This is a genomic window from Micromonospora sp. WMMD723, from assembly GCF_049863385.1.
GTDB lineage: Bacteria > Actinomycetota > Actinomycetes > Mycobacteriales > Micromonosporaceae > Micromonospora > Micromonospora wenchangensis.
In genome coordinates, this window is the sequence record NZ_JBMKNR010000001.1 from 3,161,464 (window position 1) to 3,186,072 (window position 24,609).

At 71.0% G+C, this 24,609-nt stretch carries 21 protein-coding genes; 13 read left to right on the forward strand and 8 right to left on the reverse strand.

Annotated elements, in window-relative coordinates; all coding sequences use genetic code 11:
- The first annotated feature begins 65 nt into the window (after nt 1-65).
- From ACN261_RS14310 to ACN261_RS14320, 3 genes are all read left to right on the forward strand, one after another.
- Nucleotides 66-824, forward strand: coding sequence for a MerR family transcriptional regulator (locus ACN261_RS14310; protein ID WP_421485787.1), 759 nt, complete (start codon nt 66-68; stop codon nt 822-824).
- Between the two features lie 62 nt (nt 825-886).
- Nucleotides 887-1,171 (forward strand): putative quinol monooxygenase, encoded by a 285-nt coding sequence (locus ACN261_RS14315; RefSeq protein ID WP_204956596.1) that lies wholly within the window; start codon nt 887-889, stop codon nt 1,169-1,171.
- Nucleotides 1,172-1,317: 146 nt separating this feature from the next.
- Complete coding sequence (locus tag ACN261_RS14320; protein WP_425850509.1) at nt 1,318-2,094, forward strand: hypothetical protein; 777 nt, start codon at nt 1,318-1,320, stop codon at nt 2,092-2,094.
- 172 nt (nt 2,095-2,266) lie between these two features.
- Here the strand turns inward: ACN261_RS14320 and ACN261_RS14325 are convergent, their stop codons facing one another.
- Nucleotides 2,267-3,823, reverse strand: a complete 1,557-nt coding sequence (locus tag ACN261_RS14325) for an SLC13 family permease (RefSeq protein ID WP_425853598.1) — start codon at nt 3,821-3,823, stop codon at nt 2,267-2,269.
- Between the two features lie 48 nt (nt 3,824-3,871).
- Nucleotides 3,872-5,425 (reverse strand): gluconokinase, encoded by a 1,554-nt coding sequence (locus tag ACN261_RS14330; RefSeq protein WP_363652771.1) that lies wholly within the window; start codon nt 5,423-5,425, stop codon nt 3,872-3,874.
- A gap of 241 nt (nt 5,426-5,666) precedes the next feature.
- On the opposite strand from ACN261_RS14330, the gene ACN261_RS14335 reads away from it, so the two are divergent.
- The 6 genes from ACN261_RS14335 (at nt 5,667) to ACN261_RS14360 (ending at nt 14,896) form a co-directional block, all read left to right on the forward strand.
- Nucleotides 5,667-6,752, forward strand: a complete 1,086-nt coding sequence (locus tag ACN261_RS14335; protein WP_425850512.1) for a hypothetical protein — start codon at nt 5,667-5,669, stop codon at nt 6,750-6,752.
- A gap of 108 nt (nt 6,753-6,860) precedes the next feature.
- Complete coding sequence (gene yidD, locus ACN261_RS14340; protein ID WP_421485795.1) at nt 6,861-7,238, forward strand: membrane protein insertion efficiency factor YidD; 378 nt, start codon at nt 6,861-6,863, stop codon at nt 7,236-7,238.
- A 143-nt stretch (nt 7,239-7,381) separates the two neighbouring features.
- Nucleotides 7,382-8,083, forward strand: a complete 702-nt coding sequence (locus ACN261_RS14345; RefSeq protein ID WP_425850514.1) for a TetR/AcrR family transcriptional regulator C-terminal domain-containing protein — start codon at nt 7,382-7,384, stop codon at nt 8,081-8,083.
- Between the two features lie 54 nt (nt 8,084-8,137).
- Nucleotides 8,138-9,298 (forward strand): phosphotransferase family protein, encoded by a 1,161-nt coding sequence (locus tag ACN261_RS14350; RefSeq protein ID WP_425850515.1) that lies wholly within the window; start codon nt 8,138-8,140, stop codon nt 9,296-9,298.
- Nucleotides 9,299-9,394: 96 nt separating this feature from the next.
- A complete protein-coding gene (locus ACN261_RS14355) occupies nt 9,395-13,696 on the forward strand; it encodes an AAA domain-containing protein (RefSeq protein ID WP_425850517.1) in 4,302 nt (1,433 codons plus the stop codon).
- Between the two features lie 195 nt (nt 13,697-13,891).
- Nucleotides 13,892-14,896 carry a trypsin-like serine peptidase gene (locus tag ACN261_RS14360; RefSeq protein ID WP_425850518.1) on the forward strand — a complete coding sequence of 335 codons (1,005 nt, stop codon included), beginning with the start codon at nt 13,892-13,894 and terminating at the stop codon, nt 14,894-14,896.
- Nucleotides 14,897-14,970: 74 nt separating this feature from the next.
- On the opposite strand, the gene ACN261_RS14365 is transcribed toward ACN261_RS14360, so the two are convergent.
- Genes ACN261_RS14365 through ACN261_RS14375 form a run of 3 tightly spaced genes read right to left on the reverse strand, consistent with a single transcriptional unit; the run spans nt 14,971 to nt 17,643 of the window.
- Nucleotides 14,971-15,750 carry a very short patch repair endonuclease gene (locus ACN261_RS14365; RefSeq protein WP_425850521.1) on the reverse strand — a complete coding sequence of 260 codons (780 nt, stop codon included), beginning with the start codon at nt 15,748-15,750 and terminating at the stop codon, nt 14,971-14,973.
- The gene (locus ACN261_RS14370; protein WP_425850524.1) at nt 15,743-16,462 is read right to left on the reverse strand and encodes a GIY-YIG nuclease family protein; all 720 of its coding nucleotides are present in this window, start codon (nt 16,460-16,462) and stop codon (nt 15,743-15,745) included. The genes ACN261_RS14365 and ACN261_RS14370 overlap by 8 nt, the downstream gene beginning before the upstream one ends.
- Nucleotides 16,463-16,497: 35 nt before the next feature.
- Nucleotides 16,498-17,643, reverse strand: a complete 1,146-nt coding sequence (locus tag ACN261_RS14375) for a DNA cytosine methyltransferase (RefSeq protein ID WP_425850525.1) — start codon at nt 17,641-17,643, stop codon at nt 16,498-16,500.
- A 447-nt stretch (nt 17,644-18,090) separates the two neighbouring features.
- On the opposite strand from ACN261_RS14375, the gene ACN261_RS14380 reads away from it, so the two are divergent.
- Nucleotides 18,091-19,854, forward strand: a complete 1,764-nt coding sequence (locus ACN261_RS14380) for an AIPR family protein (protein ID WP_425850527.1) — start codon at nt 18,091-18,093, stop codon at nt 19,852-19,854.
- A gap of 179 nt (nt 19,855-20,033) precedes the next feature.
- Here the strand turns inward: ACN261_RS14380 and ACN261_RS14385 are convergent, their stop codons facing one another.
- On the reverse strand, nt 20,034-20,828 hold the full coding sequence (locus ACN261_RS14385) for an inositol monophosphatase family protein (RefSeq protein ID WP_425850528.1): 795 nt from the start codon (nt 20,826-20,828) through the stop codon (nt 20,034-20,036).
- Complete coding sequence (locus tag ACN261_RS14390) at nt 20,825-21,646, reverse strand: DUF5919 domain-containing protein (protein WP_425850531.1); 822 nt, start codon at nt 21,644-21,646, stop codon at nt 20,825-20,827. Before ACN261_RS14390 ends, ACN261_RS14385 begins: the two co-directional genes overlap by 4 nt.
- A 338-nt stretch (nt 21,647-21,984) precedes the next feature.
- Here ACN261_RS14390 and ACN261_RS14395 point away from each other — a divergent pair, with 338 nt between their 5' ends.
- The 3 genes from ACN261_RS14395 to ACN261_RS14405 are packed head-to-tail and all read left to right on the forward strand — an operon-like array spanning nt 21,985 to nt 24,035.
- Nucleotides 21,985-22,263: a hypothetical protein gene (locus ACN261_RS14395; protein ID WP_425850534.1), complete on the forward strand. Its 279-nt coding sequence runs from the start codon at nt 21,985-21,987 to the stop codon at nt 22,261-22,263.
- Complete coding sequence (locus tag ACN261_RS14400) at nt 22,260-23,006, forward strand: FAD-binding oxidoreductase (protein ID WP_421485813.1); 747 nt, start codon at nt 22,260-22,262, stop codon at nt 23,004-23,006. Before ACN261_RS14395 ends, ACN261_RS14400 begins: the two co-directional genes overlap by 4 nt.
- A 24-nt stretch (nt 23,007-23,030) precedes the next feature.
- Nucleotides 23,031-24,035, forward strand: coding sequence for a trypsin-like serine peptidase (locus ACN261_RS14405; RefSeq protein WP_425850536.1), 1,005 nt, complete (start codon nt 23,031-23,033; stop codon nt 24,033-24,035).
- A gap of 184 nt (nt 24,036-24,219) precedes the next feature.
- Here ACN261_RS14405 and ACN261_RS14410 read toward each other — a convergent pair whose 3' ends face one another.
- Nucleotides 24,220-24,384 carry a hypothetical protein gene (locus ACN261_RS14410; protein ID WP_421485817.1) on the reverse strand — a complete coding sequence of 55 codons (165 nt, stop codon included), beginning with the start codon at nt 24,382-24,384 and terminating at the stop codon, nt 24,220-24,222.
- Nucleotides 24,385-24,609: the final 225 nt, after the last annotated feature.

Consider the following 24,609-nt stretch of genomic DNA (forward strand, 5'->3'; position numbering starts at 1 on the left):
CGCAGAATCGACTTGACCCTCACGTCGCGGCAGGCCGGAGCCTAGGTGCCGGAAGGGAGGAAACCATGGCGTACACGGTGGGTCAGGTGGCGAAGGCGGCCCGGGTGACGGTCCGGACGCTGCACCACTACGACGGGATCGGGCTGCTCTCGCCGAGCGGCCGGACGCCGGCCGGCTACCGCCGCTACGACGACGCGGACCTGGAGCGGTTGCAGCACATCCGCTTCTACCGGGAGCTGGGGTTTCCGCTGGAGGAGATCGCGGTGATCCTCGACGACCCGGATGCCGACCCGGCGGCGCACCTGCGCCGGCAGCACGAGCTGCTGAGCGGGCGGATCGGGAAGCTCCAGGAGATGGTCGCCGCGATCGAGATCGCGATGGAGGCGAGACGGATGGAGATCAACCTGACCCCGGAGGAACGGTTCGAGGTGTTCGGTGACGTCGATCCGGAGGAGCACGCCGAGGAGGCGCGGCAGCGCTGGGGCGACACCGAGGCGTACCGGGTGTCGACCCAGCGGGCGGCGAACTACTCGAAGGAGGACTGGCTGCGCATCAAGGCTGAGCAGGAGGACTGGGGCCGGCGGATCGTGGCGGCGCTGACCGCCGGGACGCCCGCCGACTCGGCGGAGGTGATGGCGCTGGCCGAGGAGCACCGGCAGCTCATCGTCCGCTGGTTCTACGACTGCTCGTACGAGGTGCACACCGGGTTGGCCGACATGTACCTGGCCGATCCCCGGTTCACCGCCTTCTACGAGAAGGTCGCGCCGGGGCTGGCGGAGTACCTGGCCGAGGCGATCCACGCCAACGCGATCAGCCGGGCCTGAGCGGTGCCTCCTGCGGTGGGTGAGGATGGGGGTTCGTCCCGCCCACCCACCGGAGGTCGTCCGTGTTCATCGTCGCCGGAAGTCTCTACGTCGACCCCGCCGAGCGGGACACCTACCTGGCCTCCTGCGTGGAGGTGGTCCGGCAGGCCCGCTCGGCGCCCGGCTGCGTCGACTTCGCCATCGGTGCCGACCTGGTCGAGCCGGGCCGGATCAACGTCTACGAACGCTGGGAGTCCGACGACGAGCTGCTGGCGTTCCGGGGGTCCGGCCCGGAGCAGGAGCAGGTCGCGGCGATCCGTGGCGCGGAGGTGCACCGCTACCGCATCTCGGCAGTCGAGGCCCCCTGACCGGCCCCTGATCGGGGGTGGCCGGCCCGGTCGGTGCGGTCGGGGGTGCCCGGTCGGCGGCCGGGTGCCGGGCTAGGCTGGCGCGACCGCTCTGTCACCAGCGTCGATCGGCTCGGCCGGCGGGCGCGCCACCCGGGGAGACCGCCGTGAAGCACCCGAAGCTGGCCGCCGCCACGGCCGCCCTCGTCGCCCTCGTGACGGCGGCCGGCTGCACCGCGGACGACAGCGGTGCGGGATCGACACCGACCGCCGGGTCCACGACCGCAGCGGCCCCGACCGAGCCGGCCGCCGTACTGGCCACCGCCGCGCAGCGGGTCGACCAGCAGTCCTACCGGCTGACCCTGGGCGACGGCGCGGGCGGCGGGGACACCACCACCCTGGTCTGGGACCCGAGGGGCCGGCGCGGGCGGGAGACGACGACGCTGGCCGTGGCCAACGGCAAGGTGGTCATCGAGCGGCTCGTCACCGGCACCGACGTCTACGTGAAGGTGACCGCCCCGGACCGGCGGGTGCCGGTCTGGGACGGGCGTACCTGGTGGCACCTGGGCACCGTCGAGGCGGCCGCCGCGAAGCGGACCGGGCTGGACAACACCCGGCTGGCCAGCACGCTCGGCGCGGCCACCGAGGTGCGCGCCACCGGCGAACGGGCCTACGCCGGGACCCTGGACCTGCGGCGCAGCACCGAGGTGCTCGGCGAGGGGGTGGGTGGGGTGCTCGGCGAGCGGGCCGCCACGGTGCCGTTCACCGCGACCGTGGACGCGCAGGGGCGGCTGGTCCGCTACCGGATCGAGCTGTCCGGCGAGCAGGGCAAGACCTCGGCGCTCGACCTGACGTACGCGGACTTCGGCCTGCCCGTGTCGGCGGACCAGCCGGAGGCCGGCCTGATCGGCGAGGACCCGCCCCGCAACATCCCCGGCGCCTGACCCCTACCCCGCCCAGGCGGCCCTGCCCTGCCCGCCTGCCCGGCGGGGCTGGCTCGCAATGTCGCCACAACTGCGGTATCTGCGCGCTCCGATACCGCTCTTGTGGCGACATTAAGTTGATCAACGCCGACCCGACCGACGGGCGCGGCGGGCCGGCGCGGGCGCGGGGACCTCACAGGAGCAGGTCGAGGAGGAGCACGCCGGCGAAGCCGACCACCGAGATGATCGTCTCCAGTACCGACCAGCTCTTGATCGTCTGCCCCACGGTCAGCCCGAAATACTCCTTGACCAGCCAGAAGCCGGCGTCGTTGACGTGCGAGAAGAACAGCGAACCGCAGCCGACGGCCAAGGCCAGCAGCGCCACCTCGGGACGGTCCAGGGTGGCCGCCAACGGGGCGACGATGCCGGCGGCGGTGATCGTGGCGACCGTCGCCGAGCCGGTGGCGACCCGGATGCCCACGGCGACCAGCCAGCCCAGCAGCAGCGGGGAGAGGTTGGCGTCCTTGGCCGCGTCGGCGACCAGGTCGCCCACCCCGGCGTCCACCAGCACCTGCTTGAAGCCGCCGCCGGCGGCGACGATGAGCAGGATGCCGGCGATCGGCGGCAGCGAGCCGCCGAGCACCGAGGAGACCTGGCTGCGGCTGAACCCGGCCTGGTAGCCGAGGGTGAACATGGCGACGATCACCCCGGCCAGCAGCGCCACGATCGGCGCGCCGGCGATGTCGAGGGCCTGCCGGGCGACGGTGCCGTCGGCCAGGGTCAGTTCGCCGACCGCGCGCAGCAGCATCAGCACCACCGGCAGCAGCACGGTGAGCACCGCCGGCCAGAACCTGGGGGTACGCCGGGCCGTCTCGGTGCCGCTGTCGTCGACCGGGGCGCCCGGCCGGCCGGAGCCCGGGTTGACCAGGTCGTCGTCGGTGAGCAGGTCGTCGTCGCCGGCCGGTCCCCGCCCGGCGTCCCGGCCGTCCGACTCCCGGTCGCGGCCGGCGGCGGGGCTGCCCGGCCCACGCCGGCCACCGCCGGTGGTGGCCGGTTGCCGGGTGGGCAGCAGCGCGGCCGGCGCGGTGGCCGGCACGTAACGGGCGATGAAGTTGCCGAACACCGGGCCGGCGACGATCACGGTGGGGATGGCGATGATCAGGCCCAGCCCGAGGGTGAGCCCCAGGTCGGCGTCGAGGGAGGAGATCGCCACCAGCGGGCCGGGGTGCGGCGGGACGAGGCCGTGCAGCACCGACAGGCCGGCCAGCGCCGGGATGCCGATCTTCATCAGCGGTACGTCGGTGCGCAGCGAGACCAGCAGCACGATCGGCACCAGCAGCACCACGCCGACCTCGAAGAACAGCGGTAGGCCGATCAGTGCGGCGACCCCGGCCATGGCCCAGGGTAGGGCGGTGCCGGAGACCCGTCCGACGACCCGGTTGACGATGCCGTCCGCCCCGCCCGACTCGGCGAGCAGCCCGCCGATCATCGCGCCGAGGGCGATCAGCAGACCCACCCCGCCGACCGTGGAGCCGACCCCGGCGCTGAACGACTCGATCATCGTCTCGGGGGCCATGGCGGCGACCACGCCGAGCACCGCCGCGCCGAGGATCAACGCCAGGAAGGGGTGCACCTTGCCCCAGGCGATGAGCACTACGACCGCGGCGATGCCCAGCAGGGCGGCCACGACCAGTTGGGCGTCACCGGCGCTGGTGGCCGGTTCCGCGGGTGCGGCGAGGAGGGTGAGCACGGCGATCACGACCTTCGGACGGGGTCCGGCCCGACGTGGGGCGGGCGGTCACATGGGTGCGGGGGTGGGTGGTGGCTCCGCCGGCAGGCTGGGGGCCAGCCGGCGCAGCGACGCGAAGGTGGGCACCAGCGCGTCGTACAGCTCGGAGTGCAGGGGCAGCAGGGCGGCGTAGGTGGCGGCGGAGGCCGGTTCGGGGCGTACCGTCTCGTCGATGCGGACCAGGTCGGCGGCGACGTCGATGGAGTCGATCAGGCCGAGGGCCTGCATGCCGAGCAACGCCGCGCCGAAGCTGGAGCCCTCGTGGCCGGCGGGGAACCGCACCGGCATGTCGAGCGCGTCGGCGAGCATCTGCCGCCACAGGGGGCTGCGGGCGAAGCCGCCGCTGGCGCGTACCTCACGGACCTCGTTGCCGGCGGCCCGGACCGACGCCAGGACCAGGGCGAGCTGCTGGCAGACCCCCTCCAGCGCGGCCCGGACGAGATGTTCGCGGCGGTGCCCGTGGGTCAGCCCGACGTACGCCCCGCGCGGTAGCGCGCTCCAGTGCGGCGCGCGCTCGCTGAGCAGGTACGGCAGCATGATCAGCCCGCCGGAGCCGACCGGGGCGGTGGCGGCCAGCGCGAGCAGTTCCTCCTCGCCGTGCTCGCCGAACTCGGGGGCGAGGGTGTCGCCGGCCCACTGGAGCACGATCCCGCCGTTGTTGATCGCCCCGCCGACGACCCACCGGTCCTCGGTGAGCGCATAGCAGAACACCCCGCCGAGCGGGTCGACGGCGGGACGTTCGACGGCCACCCGCATCGCGCCGGAGGTGCCGATGGAGCAGGCGACGACGCCGGGGCGTACGGCGCCGAGGCCGAGGTTGGCCAGCGGACCGTCGCCCGCGCCGACCACGACGGGGGTGTCGGCGGGCAGGCCGGTGGCGATGGCGGCGCGGGCGGTCAGCCCCGGCAGCACGGTGGTGGTGGGCACGAGCCGGGGGAGCTGTTCCTCGGTGATGGCGGCGACGCGCAACGCCTGGGCGTCCCAGGTGAGCTGGTGGATGTCCATGAGGCCGGTGGCCGAGGCGACCGAGTGGTCGGTGACCAGTGTGTCGGTCAGCCGCAGCAGCACGTAGTCCTTGATGCCGACCCAGCGGGCGACCCGCGCGTGCAGCGTCGGCTCCTGCTCGGCGTACCAGAGGATCTTCGGCAGTGGGGCCATCGGGTGCACGGGGGTGCCGGTGCGCCGGTGTAGGGCCAGTCCCCACGGGGCGGCGCGCAGCCGTTCGGCTTGGCTGCTGGCCCGGGAGTCGGCCCAGGTCACCGACGGGGTGAGTGGTGCGCCGTCCGGGTCGAGGCCGATCAGGCTGTGCATGGCGGTGCTGAACGACAGGCCGGCGATGCCGTCGCCCAGTTCGGTGACGACGGTGCGGATGGTCTCCACCACCGCGTCGAAGATGAGCTGCGGGTCCTGCTCGGCGTAGCCGGGGTGCGGCTCGTCGAGGGGGTAGCCGACGGAGTGGCTGGCGAGCTGGTGGCCGTCGGTGTCGTACGCCACGGTCTTGGTGCTGGTGGTGCCGATGTCGACGCCGAGCACCACGCGGCGGCGCTGGTCCGGACCGGTCACGGGCCCCCCTCGCATCGGCGGTGCGGGCGTCGCGGCCCGGCTGCGGCTGACGTTACCCACGTCGGCAGCGCCCCGCACGGCGGAGAACCGGAAGGTGAGCGGGTGCGCGGTTCGCCGTGGTCGGGAGATTTCCCTCCCCCGATCGGGTGGTAAATCCGTAATGCCGGGTCCGTCGGTCTTGTTCCTGCCGTTGAGCCGGGTGAACACCCCGGTTGGTGGCTCGCACGGCGGAGGGGTCGGCGTGGCGATGACTGATTCGACGGGTTCCACCTGGCGCTACACCTGGGCACGTCAGCAGAACGAACGACGACGGCGGGCCTACCGCACCGTCGAGCGGGCCTGGCGACGCCGCGACGACGAACTGCGACGGCTCCGGGCCCTCGCCGTCGGTCTGCAGGGCACCGCGGCGGCCGGGGTCGGCCTGCCGTTGGCGTTGGGCCCCGGCGAGGTGGTCCTCTGGGCGGTGCCCGGCGCGCAGCTGGTCGAGGTCCGCCACACCACCGTGCTGCCCGCCCCCGACCTGGTCGTCGAGGCGGAGCCGGGGCCGCTGCGCCACCGGCTGCCCGACGGGGTCCGGGCCACCGACGCCGGGATCGCGGTGGTCACCAACCGTCGGTTGGTCCTGCTCGGCGGGCGTGGCCGGCGTGACTGGGCGTACGGGAGGATGACCGGGCTGCTGCACGACCCGGCGGCCCCGGTCACCCTGATCCAGGTCCTGGACCGGCGGCAGACCTCAGGCGTGCTGCTGCCGCCGGGCGCGGCGGCCGAGTTCCGGTTCGTGCTGACCCTGGCCTTCGCCGACGCCATCGAGCAGCGGCCCGCCCTCCTCGCCCAGCTCGACGAGCTGATCGCCCTGCATGCCGAGAGCGCGCCGTTCCGACCGGCGATCGCCACCCCCGCGCAGGCGCGGATCAGCGCCCGGGTCCCGGGTGGTCGGCGGACCGTCGCGGTGGCCGCGGCGCTGACCCTGGCGGTGCCGGCGGTGCTGGTCGAGTCCGATCCGCCGGTCACCCCCGAGGTGGCGGCGGCGGCCACCGCCGCGCCCGGTCCGCGCGTCACCCGGCTGCCACAGCCGTCCCCGTCACCGTCCGTGGTGCGGGAGCGGCGCTGCGGGGCGCCGGCCAACCCGATGGGGTACGACTACTGCGGCGGCGACCGGGTCCGCGAGCCCGACCACCGGATCTGCGACTGGTTCGACTGCGTGCCACAGTTCTGGGCCGGGCGGGGCTACCTGGTGCTGTGCCGCGACGGCGCGGTCAGCCTGACCGGTGGGCAGCCGAAGCCCTGCGCCGGCCACGACGGGGTGCGCCGCACCGTCCACCGCTGACCCCCGGGGTGTTTCTCGCGGTTGGGCGAAGTAGTGGTGTCAGGCCCGGTCCGGTACCGCTACCTCGGCCCCCGCCCTGAGAAGCGGGGCTGGCGGGGCCGTCGCATCATGTACGGCGTGATCCATTTCAAGCGTAAGCAGCACAAGAAGAAGCGTGACTGGTGCGACGCCGACTGCGACGGCTGCGACGGTCTGCCCTGCTGTGACTTCGGCCTGTTCTCCCTGCTGCTCACCCTCGGCGCGGGCACCGCCCGGGTGAGCCGGTCGCCGGTGGTGGACCGGGCGGGCCGGGCGGCGATCCTCGGCTACCGGCGGTGGTTGTCGCACCGCTGGCCGGGCCAGTGCCGCTACACCCCGACGTGCAGCGCGTACGGGCTGGCCGCCGTCGAGCGGCACGGCCTGGCCGTCGGCGGCCGGATGGCGGCGGACCGGCTGCGCCGTTGCCGGCCGGGCGTTCCGCGGGGCACCCACGACCCGGTCCGCTGACCGTCAGGGGGTCTACGCGACGGCGTCCCGGGATTCGCGGTGGACCCTCCCGGCCCGGTGCAGTTCCACCACCGGGGACGCGGACGGCGCACAGTTGATTTAACAGCGTTAAATCAACTGTGCGCGGTACTAGGCTGCTGCGGGTGGACGCGACCGAATTCAGTGGCCGACCGGACGGCCGGCCCGCCCCCATCTGGCTGCGGACGGAGCCGGCCCGCAACCGCCGGACCACCCCGCTGACCCGGGAACGGATCGTGACGGCGGCAGTCGACCTGCTCGACCGCACCGGCGTCGACGGGCTGACCATGCGCCGGCTGGCCGAACGCCTCGCGGTCACCCCCACCGCCCTCTACTGGCACGTCGCCACCCGGGACGACGTCCTCGACTTGGCGGTCGACCACATCTTCGGCGAGGTGCCGCTGCCGGCCGCCGGCCCCGACTGGCGCGACGACGTCCGCACACTGACCTGCGGATGGCGGGCGGCCATGCTCCGCCACCCCTGGGCGCCGAGCCTGATCGGCCGCCCCATGCTCGGCCCGCACGTCCTCGCCCGCACGGAGTTCCTGCAGTCGGCGCTGGTCCGCGCCGGGTTCACCGGCCGGGACCTGGCCGTGGTGACCCGGCTGGTGGCCAACTACGTGATCGGCGCGGCGCTCACCGAAGCCACCTGGCGGCAGACCGACGACCCCGGGGCCCGCGCCGAAGCCCGCCGGCACCTCGTGGCCAACGCCGCCGCCTACCCCACCCTCACCGCCTCCGGCCACCTCGACGACGACCTGTGGAACGACGACGACCTCTTCGCCCGCGGCCTCGACGCGATCCTCGCCACCGCACCGGGAAGCTGACCGCCGCCGGTATTCGGCTCGCGCGCCGGCCGGGCGGCTCGCTACCGTCCGGCCATGGTCCGCACCGTCCGCCTCGTCCTGGTCGACGCCACCGGCCGGACGCTCGGCGCGCTACCCGACTTCGACGTGCCGGTGCCCTGGTGGCAGGACGCGGCGGCGGTCGTCGCCGGGGCCCGCGCCGAGTACGGCGTCGAGGTGACCGTGCTGCGGCTGCTCGCCGGGCGGCAAGGGCGGCCACCCGGGGGCCATGTCAGTTACCTGGCCGAGGTGGCCGGCCCGGTGCGCGTACCGCTGCTGCCGGCCGAGGCGGTGCAGCCGGCGGCGCATCCGCTGCGCGCGCCCTACGCGCAGCCGGGCGGACCGGCGGCGAGCCTGGCCTGGGCCGCCGCGCAGCTCGACCGGCTGGGCCGGCCGGCGAACGTGTCGGCCCAGGAGCGGACCTGGAACCTGTCGGCGGTCTGGCGGCTCGACGGGCCGCACGGCACCGCCTGGCTCAAACAGGTGCCGGTGTTCTTCCGGCACGAGGCGGCGGTGCTGCGGCTGCTGGCCGACGACCCGGCCACCCCCACCCTGCTCGCCGCCGACGACGAGGGGCGGATGCTGCTCGACCACGTGCCGGGGGAGGACCGCTACGGCGCCGACGCCGCCGAACGCGCCACCATCGCCGCCCGGCACCACGCCCTCCAGATCCGCACGCTGCCCGCCGCCGACCGGCTCGTCGCCGCCGGGGTGCCGGACCTGCGCGGCCCCGCCCTGACCCGGTGGCTGCGCGCGACGCTCGCCCCGCACCAGGCGCACCGGCAGCTCGCCGACGTCGAGACGCGCCTCGACGAGGTGACCCGGTGCGGGCTGCCCGACACCCTCGTGCACGGCGACCTGCACCCCGGCAACGTCCGCGCCGACGGGCGGCGACACACCATCATCGACTGGGGCGACGCGTTCGTCGGCCACCCGGCCTTCGACATCCTCCGGCTGACCGAGCAGCTACCCGCCGGGCCGGCCGCCGCCCTCGTCGCCGACTGGTGCGCCCGCTGGCGGGCCGACGTGCCGGGCTGCCGGCCGGAACGGGCGGTGGCGCTGCTGCGGCCGGTGGCGTGGCTGCGGATGGCGGCGGTGTACGCGATGTTCCTCGCCGGCATCGAGCCGAGCGAGCGGGTCTATCACGACCGGGACGTGCCGGAGAACCTGGCGCGGGCGAGCGCCGAAACCGGCTGACCGCCGCCGGAGGTGAAGAATGCCGACCGGAGGTCCCGTCCGGGAGGAATTCGCCGGTAGGGTGCCGGGGACCGCCACAGCCAGCAAAGGTGCCGCATGCTCTCCCGCGCCACGTCCGACATCGAATCGCCCGCGCTGATCCTGGAGCGCACCACCGCGCTGGTCGACTATCTGATGGCCGTCCGTGCCCAGCTGGAGAAGCCGGCCCGGACGGTGCCCACAGCGGACGTGTTCTGGCAGCACGACCTGCCCGACCACCCCGACTGCCAGGTGGGCGTCTCGGCCGACGGGGTGAGCTGGCTCCAGGTCGGCCTGCCGGCGGCACCCCGGCGACTGAAGACCCCCGTCGAGTTCGTCGCGCACCTCGCCGACACCCCGCCCTACCCGGCCGAGCCGAGGCTGACCGGCGACGAGGAGACGGTCGCGCGGCTGCGACCCCGCTTCGAGCAGTGGCGGGAGCAGGACTGGCGGCCCTGGGCCGAGCAGGCCGCCCGCACCGACCGGGTACGCCAGCTGCACCGCGCCCTGTTCGACCTGATGCACCGGGTCGACATGACCGCCGCCAGCCACGAACTCGTCTGGGGTCACGGCGTCATCCGCGTCGACGTCGCCGGTAACCGGGTGCGGTATCCGCTGGTGGTGACCCCGGTCGCCGTCGAGTACGACCCGGACCGGTCGGTCGTGCGGGTGGTGCCGCAGGGGCCGGCCCGGTTGCAGACCGACCCGCTGACCGGCCTCGACGAACGGTACCTGCGGCAACTGCTGGCCCTGGCCGGGTCCGGCGGGCAGCTCGACCTCGACGTCTGGGCGGAGTTCGACAGGCGGGAGTTCTTCGAGCGCGCGCTGCGCCGCCTCGGCCACGACCCGGTGCTGCGCGACGCCGACGCCCCCGCCCCCACCGGCCCGTACGTGCACGACACCGGGGTGCTGTTCGTCCGGCCCCGGCAGCGGATGCTGCGCCGGTTCCTGGAGGAGCTGCGGGCCCGGCTGCTGGCCGGCGACACCACCGGCATCGGCGCGCTCGCCGCCGTCCTCGCCCACGAGCCGAGCCGGCTGGAGATGCCGCAGGACCAGCCGCAGCGGTGGCAGCCGCTGGGGGAGCGGCTGCTCATGCCGCTGCCCACCAACGAGGCGCAGGAGTCCATCGCCCGCCGGCTCGCCCAGCACCGCAACGTCGCCGTGCAGGGGCCACCCGGCACGGGCAAGACGCACACCATCCGCAACCTGATCTGCCACCTGATGGCGCACGGCAAGCGGGTGCTCGTCGTCGCGCAGAAGGAGGACCCGCTGCGGGTGCTGCGCGACGGCCTGCCGGCGGAGATCCAACCGCTCTGCCTGGCGGTGCTCGGCCGCTCCGCCGACCAGCTCGTGCAGCTTCAGCTCGCCGCCCGGGAACTCTCCGACCGGGGCGCCACCCTGGACCGTCGCGCCGAACAGCAGCGGGTCGACCGGCTGCGCCGGCAACTGGAGGAGGCCGAGCGGGACCTCGGGCTCGCCCTGGCCGGCCTGCGCGCGCTCGCCGAACACGAGTCCGCCCGGTACGAGATCGACGGCGTCCGGCTGTCCCCCGGCGACGTCGGCGTGTGGCTGCGCGAACGGGCCGACCGCTACGGCGACATCCCCGACCCGCTCGGCCCCGACCTGGACGCCCCGCTGACCGGGGAGGAGTTCAGCGACCTGCTCGACATCGCCCGGCGTACCAGGCGGACCGACCGGGCGCAGGCGTTGCGGGGGCTGCCGACGGCGGCCGACCTGCCGACCGCCGAGGCGATCCGGGACGACCGCCGGGAGCTGGCCGCGACCCGGCACGAACTGGACCGGCTCGCCGACGCCGGGATGCTGGTCGCCGAGGTACGCGCCGTCGGACAGCCCGCACTGGAGGAGCTCGGCGGGCAGCTCAGGGAGGCGCTGACCCTGCTCACCGAGCGGGAGGGCGCGTGGACCGACCGGCTCGGCGCGTTGTTGCAGGCCGACGCGAACTGGCGGATCCGGTGGGAGGACCACGTGGCCGCCAGCCAGCAGGCGCTCGCCGACCTGGCCGCCGCCGCCCGGGTCGTCGCCGGTCACGAGGTCGCCGTCGCCGAGCTCCACCTGACCGAACCGCGCCGGCTGCTGGCGCTGCTCGACGAGCTGCGGCAACGCTTCGCCGCCGGTAAGGGCGTCAACAAGCTCTTCCAGGGCACCCTGGCCCGGATCGCCACCGACTGCCGGATCGACGGCGAGGTGCTGCGCAGTGCCGACGACGTCGACATCGTCGTCGCGTACGTCACCCGGCGTCGGCTGCGGCAGGCGCTGGCCACCAGGTGGGCGCAGTGGCGCGCACCGCTCGGCCTGCCCGCCGAGGTCGGCGACGAGCCGGAATACTGGACGGGCCAGCTGCTCACCGCCGCCGCCACCGCGCTGGACTGGGACCGGCGGCGCTGGCCGACGCTGCTGCGCACCGTCCGCCGGGTGCTGCCGCGCGCCGAACACACCGTCGACGTACGCCGGCTGACCGCGCTGATCGCGCTGCTCGGCCGGGCCACGGCGGTGTTCGTCCACGACGAGCTGGTGGCCGAGGAACACCGGCTCGACGCGCTGCTCCAACGCGGCATGTCCGGCGTGGAGGCCAGCGACCTGTGGCGGCTGCTGGACCACGCCTACCAGGGTGACCTCGACGGCTGGGACGCCCTGCTCGACGAGGTGCGCCGACTCGCCGCCCTGCGCCCCGAGGCGCACCGCTTCGCCCAGCTCACCGGGCGGCTGCGGCCCGTCGCCCCGGACTGGACCGCCCAGCTTGAGGACGGCACCGCCGCCGCCCTGCACGGCACCGGCGCGGACTGCCTCGACCGGTGGCGGTGGCGGCGCGCGCAGACCTGGTTCGACCAGGTCGTCGGCAGCGTCGACCCGGTCGCCCTGGGCCGGCGCGTCGACCGCACCCGGGAACGCATCCGCCAGCTCACCCGGGAACTCGTGGTCGCGTCCGCCTGGCTGGAGGTGTCGCTGGCGATGGACGACCGGCGGCGGGCCGCCCTCGCCGACTGGACCACCGCCCTGCGCAAGATCGGCAAGGGGACCGGGAAGAACGCCGCCCAGTGGCAGGCCCACGCCCAGAAGGCGATGACCGCCGCCGTGGACGCCGTGCCGGTGTGGGTGATGTCGGTCGACCGGGCCATCGAACAGTTCGCCGGCGGGGCGCGGTTCGACGTGGTCATCGTCGACGAGGCGTCGCAGGCCGACCTGTTCGCCCTGCCCGTGCTCACCCTGGCGCAACGGGCCGTCGTGGTCGGCGACGACCAGCAGATCGGCCCGCAGCTCTCCTTCGTCGGCAGCGTCACCGGCCTGATCAACTCACACCTGGTCGACGTGCCGTCGGCCGAGCACTTCGACCCGGAGAGCAGCCTCTACGACCACGCCGTCCGCCGCTCGCCCGAACGCATCCTGCTCACCGAGCACTTCCGGTCCGTACCGGCGATCATCGGGTTCTCCAGTGAGACCTACTACGGCGGCGAGATCGAACCGCTGCGCACCGACCGGCCCGCCGGCATCGGCGACCCCGTCGTCGCCGTGCACGTGCCCGAGGGCGTCCGCCAAGACCTGCCCGCGTACGGCAACGTCAACGTCGCCGAGGCCGAAGCTCTCGTCACCCGGGTCGCCGCGATCGTCGCCGACCCGGCGTACGCGGGTCGCAGCGTCGGCGTGGTCAGCCTGCTCAGCACCAGCGGGCAGGCCCTCTACCTGCTGGCCCGGCTGCGCGAGGAGATCGGTGAGGAGGAGATGGAACGCCGCCGGCTGCGCGTGGGCGACCCGTACACCTTCCAGGGCGACGAGCGCGACGTGGTGCTGGTGTCGACTGTCGTGTCCCCGCACCAGGGGCCGGTCGCCGCGTTCACCAAGCGCGACCATCACCGCCGGGTCAACGTCGCCGCCTCCCGGGCCCGCGACCAGCTCTGGGTGTTCCACTCCGTGCAACCCGACGACCTGCGCCCCGACGACGCCCGGGGCCTGCTGCTGCGCTACTGCCAGAACGTCACCACCGCCGAGGAGGCGTACGACGACCTGGAACGGCGCTGCGACAGCGACTTCGAACGCGAGGTGCTGCGCCGCATGCTGCGCCGGGGGTTCCGGCCGTTGCCGCAGTTCCGGGTCGGCTCGTACCGGATCGACTTCGTGCTGCCCGCGCCGGACGGGCGGCGGCTGGCCATCGAGTGCGACGGGGACGCCTACCACGGGCCGGAGCAGTGGGAGAGCGACATGCGCCGGCAGGCGGTGCTGGAACGGGTCGGCAACTGCGTGTTCGTCCGGATCCGGGGCAGCGTGTTCAGCCGGGACCCGGAGGCGGCGCTGGCACCGCTGTGGCAGCGCGTCGAGGAGCTGGGCATCGACAGCCATCGGAAGGTCGAGGAGCACCCGTCCTGAACGGTCGCTGCCGCACTCTGTCTGTCCTGGAGCGGCTGGCCGGCGCCCTCGACATGCGGCTCGATGTCAGGTTCACGCCGAACGCCGACGCGGCCTGAGAGCCGACCCTCCTCGCACCGGAGCACGTTGAGTCGAGACCGATCCGGGGAAGGCGCACCAACGATTTCCTGACATTCCGGTCCTACGTTCCCCGTCATGACATCGAAGCCAACCCCCGCTCTGCGTCGTCGCGTCGGCGTCGCGGGAGCGGTCACCGCGCTCGTGACGACGACTCTGACCGGGATCGCCCAGCAGCCCGCCACCGCCACGCCCGGCCCGGTCGCCACCCACGCCGTGGCCGTCACCGCCGCCGAGCGGCAGGCGGTGCTGGCGTACTGGACGCCGCAGCGGATCGCGGCTCTGCAGACCCCGTCGGCGCAGGTGCCGCCCGTGGCGAAACCCGACGGCGCACCCTGGACCCGGACGGACGCCGTGTCGCGTACCGTCGGCAGGCTCTTCTTCACCGACCACGGCGAGGACACCAGCTGCACGGCGACCGTGCTGGACAGCGCCAACCGCAGCACCGTGGTGACCGCCGCGCACTGCGTGAACAACACCGACCTCCTCGGCGAGGACAACCAGTGGTCGCGCAACGTGCTGTTCGTCCCCGGCTACACCGACGGCCGGGCCCCGTACGGCAGGTTCGTCGGCCGGCTGTCGGTGGTCGCCCCGACGTGGCTGCTCAACGACCAGATCGAGAGCCTGTACGACTCGTACGACCAGGCGTTCGTGGTGCTCCACCCGGACGGTGACGGACGCCGGGTACAGGACGCCGTCGGCGCGGCCCAGCGGATCGGCTACGACGTGCCGGGCGCCCGGGTGGTGCACCAGTTCGGTTACCCCCGGGCCAGTTCCGACGAGGCCCGCGAGGGGCTGCCCGAGTACACCGGTGAACGCCTCGCCTACTGCACCGGCCGGGCGGTGGAGCAGCAGTCCACCGAGGACTGGCCGGAGCCGCCCGGCCAGTGGGGCACCGCGTGCGTGATGGGCGGCGGCTCCAGCGGCGGCCCACGCTTCGCGCACTTCGACCGGCACACCGGGCTCGGCACCGTCGTCGGCGACAACTCCCACGGCTACATCCCGGGGAAGCGCTACCTTGTGGGGCCGCAGTTCAGCACGACGATCACCCGCCCGCTCTTCCAGCGGGCACAACACAGCTGATCGGGGCCGGGCGCCGGGCAACTCACCTCGCCACGGGTGGGGCGTCCGGTGCCCGGTGCTGGCTGGCCTTAAGGTCAACGCCCTGCACGGGCGGAATTCTGAAAGGCTGCGTCCACGATCGCGACGGATTCCTCGAGGGGCACATGCTCCCAGATGCGGAGCACTTGCCAGCCAGCGGAGTTGAGCGCATGGGTGACGGCGATGTCTCGCTCTACATTGCGCTGGAACTTTGCAGCCCAGTAGCCCGTCGGGTCGCTGGGCGCCCGCCCGTGCTGGGGACAGCGATGCCAAAAGCAGCCATCGACGAAGACGGCGATCTTTCGCCTGGTGTAAACGATGTCTGGCCTAACCCGTCGGCTTCCCACAGTGACCGTCATGCCCACGCGGTAACGGTGCCCTCGGGCGTGAAGCGCCCTACGAAGCCGGATTTCAGGCCCCGTGTCCCGGGAACGGTTGGAACGCATGGATGCGGAGGCGGCGGACGGCGGCGGTGCCGGCGGGAGCGATGGTGTAGATGAAACGGAACGTTGGGCGCGCTTCTCGCGGATACGCTTCTTGGTCACACGGCTCTTGGCATTGTGCGCCTCACGGCATTCCTCGCAACGGCAGCCTACGTCGTAACGGTAGGAGGTGCCGTGGCCCGATGCCGTCGTGTCGGATAGCGACTTGGACTTGCGCACCTCGTGCATGTATCGCACATGCTTCCGCCGATGGGCCTCCCTGCACAGATCACAGCGGCAGCCCAGATTGCCATAGCCGTTCGTGGTCCCGTGGCGGGGGTCGTCAGGCGCGAGCTCCACGCGGCGTCGTGGCACGGTTCGATAATACGCCAGGCGGGAGGCTGCCTCACTCATCACCGATCTTGGCGTCCTCGGCGTCCGGCAACTCGACGCCTACCTCGTGGATGCGCTGCTCAGCGAGCCAGGTGAGGCGACGCGCTTGGAGAAGGAGGGTTCGTCGCATGCCTCCCGAGACCTCGCGCTCAGAGATCATCTGCGACAGGCGCGAGATCGTGGCGGCACGGCGAGCGATGCGCACGTCAGAGTGCTTCCGATCTTCCCAAATCACCTCTGGGATGATGCGCTGGTGGACCACCTTGGGCAGCTCCACACGCTCCGTCGGGCGGATGACCCCCTCGTTCAAAACGGCGTGGAATTTCGACTTTTGCTCAAGCGTCTTGTACACCGTGTATTCGTAGGGGTCGAGCAGCGCCTTCTTTTCTGCGGAAGAGGCAGGCTGGCCCGGCCTTCTCAAGCTCTTTGCCCCGGCGACATGCGGAACGCTCCACATGGAGACGAAGGCGACCTCGAAGGGGTCCAGGATGAACTTGGCCACGGCGTCGGAGCGCTGCCCGGTCAGGTGGCGGGAGACCCGGTCCCGGAAGGACGACGAGGTCTGGCCTACGTAGATGGGCTCTCCGTCGTAGTCGTAGTAGGCGTAGACACCGACCGCACGGCCGATCCGGGAGCCTGGAGCGTTTGGGTCCTCAAGGTCCATCACGCTTCCCAGCTCGGTCCGGATCAGCCTCACCGCATGCGGCGGCTGCTCGTGCTTCGGGATTGCCACGGCGCTCCAAACGCTCTCGGACGGTGCCGGGCATCTTACGCAGGCTGGAGAACCGGCCGCCAGCGCAACGCGGGAAGAAGATAGTGCGTCCCGATCCAACGAACGACGTCGACGACCACGGCGTCACCGAAGCCGAACAGCGCCTGGTTAGGCGTTCCCCCCGTGAGCTTGTAGGAGCCGGCGCCCATCATCCGCGCGTACTCCAGAGGCGTCATCCAGCGAATCCGTAGCTCGCCGCCGCCAAGCTCGACCAGCGCCTGTTTGCTTGAGCCGCCTCCTGTGGTGCGGAGGCAGCCGCCGATGGCATCTCGGCGGAATTCCCACACCGCCACGCCGTTCCTCGTCCGGCGGTAGGCGGTGCGCCATGACGGTTCCGCCGCGTCGCGGAGCGCCGTCATCCTCGTGGTCTGTATCGCGCTGAGGGAGTTGACGAAGGCGCTGACTCGGTCGTCAGGCCACCACCGAGAGTCCTCCTTGTCCATCCGCTCGACGACGCTGGACAGATCCTCCGGCCCGTCAGGGAGCGGAGGAAGCGGCATGTGATGCATGCCGAGGTCTTGGTGGCGGTCGTGGACCCGTTGCACCCAAGCGGGCCGGACATCGGAGATCGGGGGAACGCCTGTCGACGCCCCAGGAGGCAGGGCGCCACGGATCCCGATGATGAACATGCGGGGCCGTGACTGCGGCACGAAGTGGCGGGCGTCGACGGCGAGCACGTCGCACGAGTAGCCCAGCTTGGACAGCTGCGCCAGGGCGTCCGCGAGGTCTTGCCCACCATGGCTGGTGGCGAAGCCGTGCACGTTTTCCAAGAAGACGACGCGCGGCCGTCGCTCACCCATCTCCCCGAGGACCCGCGCGAACTCCCAGAACATCCCCGACTGCGCGCCGACGAGGCCGAGGCGGTTGCCGGCGAGGGAGAGGTCCACGCACGGGAAGCTGCTGGTCGCCAGCTCCACGTCAGGCGGAAGATGCTCCGCGGTGACGTCGCGGACGTCGGCCAGATGGAAATCCCCCGCGTCGTGGTTGGCGGCGTACGCGTCCCGCTTCGCCTTCTCGATGTCGTTAGCCCATACCACCTGCACGCCCAGGGGCTCCAACGCCTCCCTGACCAGCCCGATGCCGGCGAAGAACTCGGCCGCCCGCACTGCGGGATGTGCTGCACCTGCGGACTCGTCAACCACGCGGCCCACCCTACAGGGCGCCATAACCTCACCCGCAACCCGCCACGCTTGTGTGGTCTTAGCCGTGGGCCGGCTCCCCTGCGACGTGTTGCTCCCATGGGGGTGTCCGGTCCTTGACACTTTAGGCCCGACTTGTCGCGGGGCGACACCTGACGAGGCGGCGGTCGCCCCCACCGGCTGGCACCTGGCCCGCCTCCTGTTGAGCAGCCTAAATTGCTCCAGGTCGATCCTGTAGGCCGTGTTCGCCGGGATGGTCGGGCTGGCCTCTGGGCAGGGCCTGCCGCCTGAGCCGAGGGCCCGCTTGACGCGGCCTTGGCGGTAATCTCGCGGGACGCGCTCAGCTTCCCAGGCTGGCAGTTGACGTCTGCCCCACCCGCCGTCGATCCCGCGCGAAGGCCGCCGCCTGGGGGTGGGTCTTGTGAACCGGTCTCCCCGAAGGGCTCGATTGTGGCAAGTAACGAGGTGGTGCTGCTCAACGCCGCACTCAAAGAGCGTCGCGACCAGCAAGACTTGGACTTGCCTGAATACGTGACGTTCGAGTTGTTCGTTGCTGAAAAGATCCTTCGTCACTCGGACTTAAGTGAGGAGGAGCTTGAGGCGGGCAGGGTTGGGGGCGGAAACGATGCTGCGTTGGACGGGGTGTACGCCTTCCTTGGCGACGCCCTGTTGGAGGAAGATAATGATCTACTGAGCGATGAAACGAAGCCCTCGGAGTACGCGAAGGGTCAAACACTGACCCTATGGCTTATTCAGGCCAAGATGGCAAATTCCTTTACCGAGAATGCTATCGACTTGCTGGCCTCGTCGTTGTCACGACTTCTTGCGCTGGCGCCCGACGAAGAAGCCCTCCAGGCTCTCTACTCCTCAGATATCCTTGGCAGAATAGATATCTTCAGGAGGGCGTGGACCAAGCTTGCCACTAGGCAGGTGAAAATCTCCGTTCACATCGCATATGCCACAAAGGGTGACGCGGGCGAGGTCAACCACAAAGTAAGGCTGAAGAGCGATCAGCTTGTTGCGACCGTCAAGGATCTCATCGTTGGCGGTGATGTCGCGTTCGAGTTCTGGGGCGCGAGGGAATTGTGGGATGCGCATAATGATGCCCCAAGCTACACTCTGCGTCTCGCCTTTCAGGAACAAGCAAATACGGGGATCAGTCTGGTCGCGCTGGTGCATCTGGCTGATTATGTAAAGTTCTTGACCGATGAAGACGGATCGCTTCGTCGCCACATATTTGACTGGAACGTCCGCGATTATCAAGGCGGCTCGGTCGGCGTAAACAGGGAAATTGCCAAATCCCTAGTCGCTGACGATTCACCGGAGTTCTGGTGGTTGAACAATGGTGTTACCATACTCTGCTCTTCCGATATCAGCATCGTAAACAAGACCTATATCCTGGAAGATGTCCAGATCGTTAACGGTCTTCAGACATCTCACACGGTCTTCAAGGCGATGCAAGACCCATTGGTCGCCGAGAAGTCGGGTCGAAAGTCGATCCTGGTTCGGATCCTGGCAACCAACGACGCTGCTGTGCGCGATCAAGTTATCCGGGCTACTAACCGTCAGACGAATGTTCCGGAAGCGTCTCTGCGGGCTACTGAGGAGCTGCAACGGAACATCGAGAGCTACTTCTTGTCTAACGACTGGTATTACGATCGAAGGAAGAACTTCTATCGTAATGCGGGAAGGCGGCCTGAGCGGATTGTGAGTATCCCATACCTGGCGCAAGCGGTCATGGCCATGGGGCTTTCGCAGCCGAATGACTCCCGTGCTCGGCCCACCTCTTTGCTGAAGAAAAATGAAGAATATGAGCGGATATTTTCAAGCAAGGTAAATCTTGAGACATTTCTGTGGTTGGTGAAGAATCAAAAGGTTGTCGACTCTTTTCTTCTGGGCGACGGAGGGGTGAGCTCCTCTGAGAGATCGAATCTTCGGTACCACCTGTCGATGGTGGCGGTCGCGCGTATTCATGGGGACAGGGTTCGCCATACTTCTCAGCTGAATAAGCTGGCGCAGAAGGGTGACTTGCTCGAGCGTGGTGTGGTCGCAGCGGAAATGAAGAACCTGCGGCAATGGGCGACGGATTTCGGGCAGCAGCGCAGCTTCAGCCTCGATCGAACCGCAAAGAATGCCGATTTTGTTAAATTTGTTCTAGACAACGCTTTTCCGCCGGCGGGGCCGGCTTCCGGCTCGGTGGAGGTTCCGATCTAGAGGGTGGCCGGCATGTTTTGACCCTGGCCTCAATCTTCGACTTGGTTTCGAAGCGCGTCGAGCGGGGCAGACTATGACGCAGAGCCCTCGGCATAGAGGTGGCGTGGCCATAGATGAAATGGGTGGAGGCTCTGGGTGACCGGTTCGGCGGGCGTACCTCCCGCTAGGAGGGGGTGTCGTCAGCCTTCGAACGGGGCTGCGCGGACCAATGCCAACACCTGCTCGGCAAGACCGGGAGTGATGCCGAGGGTGACAGACGAGCCGGGATCGTGGGGGCTGCCGTCGTGGTCGATGACGACGGCGCCCGCCTCCCGCGCGATGGCCGTTCCGCCCGTCATGTCCCACGGGTGGTTGCACAGAGTGAGTGCCGCATCGATCCGGCCCTCTGCCAGCCAGGCCAGGTCCAGCGCGGCGGAGCCGATCATCCGGACCCGCTGCACCACGTCGGCCAGCCGGGCGGTCAAGGCGAGTCGGGGCTGATTCTTGTCGGCGGCGTCCTCCCCGACGGCATAATCGCCGATTGCCACGATCGCGGCGCTCAATTGGTTGGAGTCGCTGACCCGGATGGGCTTCCCGTCGACTGTCGCACCGTTGCCGCGGGCAGCGACGTACCGGTTGCCCAGGAAGGGCGCTTCGATGACGCCGAGAACCGCATCATTGCCGTGCAACAGCCCCAGCGACACCGCGCACAGTGGGATGCCGCGGACGAAGTTGGCCGTCCCATCGATCGGGTCGAGTACCCACTGCATCTCGCCCGTGGCCTGGACGCCGTCTTCCTCCCCGAGGAAGCCGATCTCGGGGGTGGCGGCTTGTAGGAAGGCGCGAACCTCCCTCTCGATCTCGTAGTCGAGTTGCGACGCGAAGTCCCGCTCACCCTTGGCGGTGAGGGGGCCGGGGGAGCGGTGCCGCATCATCTCGGCTGCCCGTGCCACTGCCTCCTCGGCCACCGGAAGCAGGTGTCGGTAGTCGCTCACAACTGCCGCCCTCGCTGCCACTGTGCCTCGAAGAACTGCTCGAAGACCGGATACAGGCAGGACCGGTCTTTCTGCCGTCTGACCACGAACGTCGGGGAATCGACTCCTCGACTCACCGGCAGGTACGGCTGCGCCACACAGAGGTCATCCGCCAGCACCACGTTGAAGCGGATCGTGTCGTCGTAGACGGCCAGTTCCAGGTGATCACGTCGTCCAACCGCCAGCCGCTCCCGGACCCGCATCAACGTCTCGATGTTCAGTTTCGTCAGACCGGAGAGCTGACCTGGCGAGAATCCTTCCTCTGCCTCGCGTGCCTGGACGGCCGACCCTGCGGGATCAAGGAACAGGCAGCGGGCTCGTCCACCTGCGTCGAGGAGGTCACGCCACTGACTGTCGGCGAAGCCCTGAGCAAGCAGGTTGAGCGAGAGTCCGACAGCACGAACCGTCTTCGCGCCGCCCAGAAGATGGTCGGGCGAGACCTGGGTGGAGAACTCTGAACGGCTCGAAAAGACGGCGACGAGGTCACCGAGTTGCGTCGCGTCGCTGACCGGCATATCAGGCGCAGCGGCGGGAAATGGTGCTGCGGCCCGCAGCGCGGCCGTGAAGCGGTCCCGTGCCTCCACCGGAGCCTTGCCGAGCGTGGTGTCGAGGGCCGACTGCATCTCAGGGCGCGGAGTGACACCAGCGCCGCCGGCTTCCCACTTGGATACCGTCCGTTCGGCCACGCCGAGATGCGACGCGAAGTCGCGGATGCTCATCCGGAGTGCGTTGCGGAGGGTCCTGCTCTCCTGCCCGCTCCATCGCTGCACGGTCGTCATGGTGCCGCCTCAGCTCATGTCGAGGTAGGTCAACGTGCACTGTATCGGCAGTTGGTGCAGCATGGTGACCGTGCAGGTGCAGTCCGTGGTCATGTTGTCAGCGGAGCCGTCTGACCAGGGTTGATGCATGGCCCGGGGCGGGTGCCGGGCTCCGGGGCGTGTCGACCCGAACGACGCGACCTCGTCCCCGCCCGCCCCGGCGCCCGTCACCCTCCCGCCGACGTACAGGGGCCGCAGACACCATGAACACCGCCGCAACAGACCTCTCCGCCCCCGTCACCGACGAACAGGGGAGAGAACACACTCCGCACCCGCGTGCGCAGGTCACAACCGGGGGCGTGACCCCGGAGGAGATCGTCCACCGCTGGTTGCGGCTGGTGGCGGCGGACGCGGAACTGTCGCCGTACCTCATCGGGGTGGATCTGGCTCGGCTGGCCGCGCACCTGACGGCGAGCGTGACCGCCGCGCTCGCCGGGGAGTCGGCGGACGCCTGGGGTGGGCTCGGCCTGTCCGAGGAGCAGCATCGGCGCATCGGTGACTATCTGATCGGGGTGTGCTGGGCGGCGGACCTGCCTGAGGGGCGGATCGCCCAGGTGCGTCGGGCGGTGGCCCGATGAGCGCGGCCGGTGATGGCGTGCCGGCCACGGTGACCGGTCACGACCGGCCGTGTCCCGGCGTCGCCATCCTGACCGTCCGCCCCCGGGTGCGGCTGCCGCACCGCCCCGGCCAGGCCGTTCCCGTCGAGACCCCACGGCACCCCGGCCGCTGGCGGTGGTACTGCCCGGCCAACGCACCCCGCACCGACGGCACCGTCGAGCTGCACGTCCGCGCCGTGGCCGCCGGCACCGTCTCAGGCAGTCTCGTTCACGAGGTACGCCCCGGCGAGATGCTGCGCCTCGGCCCGCCCCGCGACCTCGGCCTGCACCTGCGCGACGGCGACCTGCTGCTGGTGGCCGGTGGCACCGGGCTGGCCCCGCTGCGTGCCCTGGTCGAGCAGGTTGCCGCCGCTCCCGACGGCCGCCGGGTCACGCTGGTCGTCGGCGCACGCACCTTCGTCGAGCTGTACGACGCCATCGCCCTCGACAAGCTCCAGTGCGCCCACGGCTGGCTGACCATCGTGCCCGCGTTCTCCCACGACCCGCACGCGGACCCGGCCGAGCGGGGTGACGCACTCACGGTCGCCCTCGACCACCTGCGCCCCGACCAGCAGGTCTACGTCTGCGGGCCGCCTCCGATGCTGGCGGGCTCGCGGCTGCGGCTGCTCGCCGCGGGCGTGCCCGCCGACCGTATCCACCTTCCGCACGGGTTCCGGCGTCAGACCATGGAGCGGGAGGGGAAGTCTCCGCAAACGGCTTCCTGACATTCCGGTCCTACGTTCCCCGTCATGACATCGAAGCCAACCCCCGCTCTGCGTCGTCGCGTCGGCGTCGCGGGAGCGGTCACCGCGCTCGTGACGACGACTCTGACCGGGATCGCCCAGCAGCCCGCCACCGCCACGCCCGGCCCGGTCGCCATCCACGCCGTGGCCGTCACCGCCGCCGAGCGGCAGGCGGTGCTGGCGTACTGGACGCCGCAGCGGATCGCGGCTCTGCAGACCCCGTCGGCGCAGGTGCCGCCCGTGGCGAAACCCGACGGCGCACCCTGGACCCGGGCGGACGCCGTGTCGCGTACCGTCGGCAGGCTCTTCTTCACCGACCACGGCGAGGACACCAGCTGCACGGCGACCGTGCTGGACAGCGCCAACCGCAGCACCGTGGTGACCGCCGCGCACTGCGTGAACAACACCGACCTCCTCGGCGAGGACAACCAGTGGTCGGCCAACGTGCTGTTCGTCCCCGGCTACACCGACGGCCGGGCCCCGTACGGCAGGTTCGTCGGCCGGCTGTCGGTGGTCGCCCCGACGTGGCTGCTCAACGACCAGATCGAGAGCCTGTACGACTCGTACGACCAGGCGTTCGTGGTGCTCCACCCGGACGGTGACGGACGCCGGGTACAGGACGCCGTCGGCGCGGCCCAGCGGATCGGCTACGACGTGCCGGGCGCCCGGGTGGTGCACCAGTTCGGTTACCCCCGGGCCAGTTCCGACGAGGCCCGCGAGGGGCTGCCCGAGTACACCGGTGAACGCCTCGCCTACTGCACCGGCCGGGCGGTGGAGCAGCAGTCCACCGAGGACTGGCCGGAGCCGCCCGGCCAGTGGGGCACCGCGTGCGTGATGGGCGGCGGCTCCAGCGGCGGCCCACGTTTCGTGAGCTTCGACCGGCACACCGGGTTCGGCACCGTCGTCGGCGACAACTCCCACGGCTACATCCCGGGGAAGCGCTACCTTGTGGGGCCGCAGTTCAGCACGACGATCACCCGCCCACTCTTCGAGCGGGCACAACACAGCTGATCCGGGCGGAGCGTGGGCTCCCTGCCGTAGTTTCGCCACCGATCAGGCCCTGTTGCTGGCTGCGGCGACCAGTGCCAGCATCTGTCCGGCAAGACCGAGGGTGACGGACGAGCCGGGGTGTGGGCGCTGTCGTCGTGGTCGAGGACGACGGCGCCCGCCTCCCGCGCGATAGCGGTGCCGCCTGTCATGTCCCACGGACGGTTGGACAGGTGAGCGCCGCGTCGATCCGGCCTTCGGCCAGCCAGGCCAGGTCCAGCGCGGCCGTGCCGACCATCCGGACCCGCTGCACCGTCTCGGCCAGGCGTGCCGTCAGGGCGAGGCGGAGCTCGTTCTTGGCGATGGCGTCCAATCCGACGGCGAGTCGCCTATAGCCACGACTGCATCGCTCAACCGGGTCGTGTCGCTGACCCGGATGGGTTTTCCGTCGACCGTCGCGCCGATGCCCTGCCCTGGACCCCGTCTTCCTCGCCGAGGAAGCCGATCTCGGGAGTGGCGTTGTAGAAAGGCGCAGACCTTCGTAGTCGAGTTGCGACGCGAAATCCGGCTCACCCTTGGCGGTGAGGGGGCCGGGGGA

What these genes read in the sequence shown, in the direction of transcription:
- ACN261_RS14310 (WP_421485787.1), top strand. Translation starts at nt 66, where the DNA reads ATGGCGTACACGGTGGGTCAGGTGGCGAAGGCGGCCCGGGTGACGGTC.
- yidD (WP_421485795.1), top strand. Translation starts at nt 6,861, where the DNA reads ATGTACGGCGTGATCCATTTCAAGCGTAAGCAGCACAAGAAGAAGCGT.
- ACN261_RS14350 (WP_425850515.1), top strand. Translation starts at nt 8,138, where the DNA reads ATGGTCCGCACCGTCCGCCTCGTCCTGGTCGACGCCACCGGCCGGACG.
- ACN261_RS14355 (WP_425850517.1), top strand. Translation starts at nt 9,395, where the DNA reads ATGCTCTCCCGCGCCACGTCCGACATCGAATCGCCCGCGCTGATCCTG.
- ACN261_RS14360 (WP_425850518.1), top strand. Translation starts at nt 13,892, where the DNA reads ATGACATCGAAGCCAACCCCCGCTCTGCGTCGTCGCGTCGGCGTCGCG.
- ACN261_RS14365 (WP_425850521.1), bottom strand. Translation starts at nt 15,750, where the DNA reads ATGAGTGAGGCAGCCTCCCGCCTGGCGTATTATCGAACCGTGCCACGA.
- ACN261_RS14390 (WP_425850531.1), bottom strand. Translation starts at nt 21,646, where the DNA reads ATGACGACCGTGCAGCGATGGAGCGGGCAGGAGAGCAGGACCCTCCGC.
- ACN261_RS14400 (WP_421485813.1), top strand. Translation starts at nt 22,260, where the DNA reads ATGAGCGCGGCCGGTGATGGCGTGCCGGCCACGGTGACCGGTCACGAC.
- ACN261_RS14405 (WP_425850536.1), top strand. Translation starts at nt 23,031, where the DNA reads ATGACATCGAAGCCAACCCCCGCTCTGCGTCGTCGCGTCGGCGTCGCG.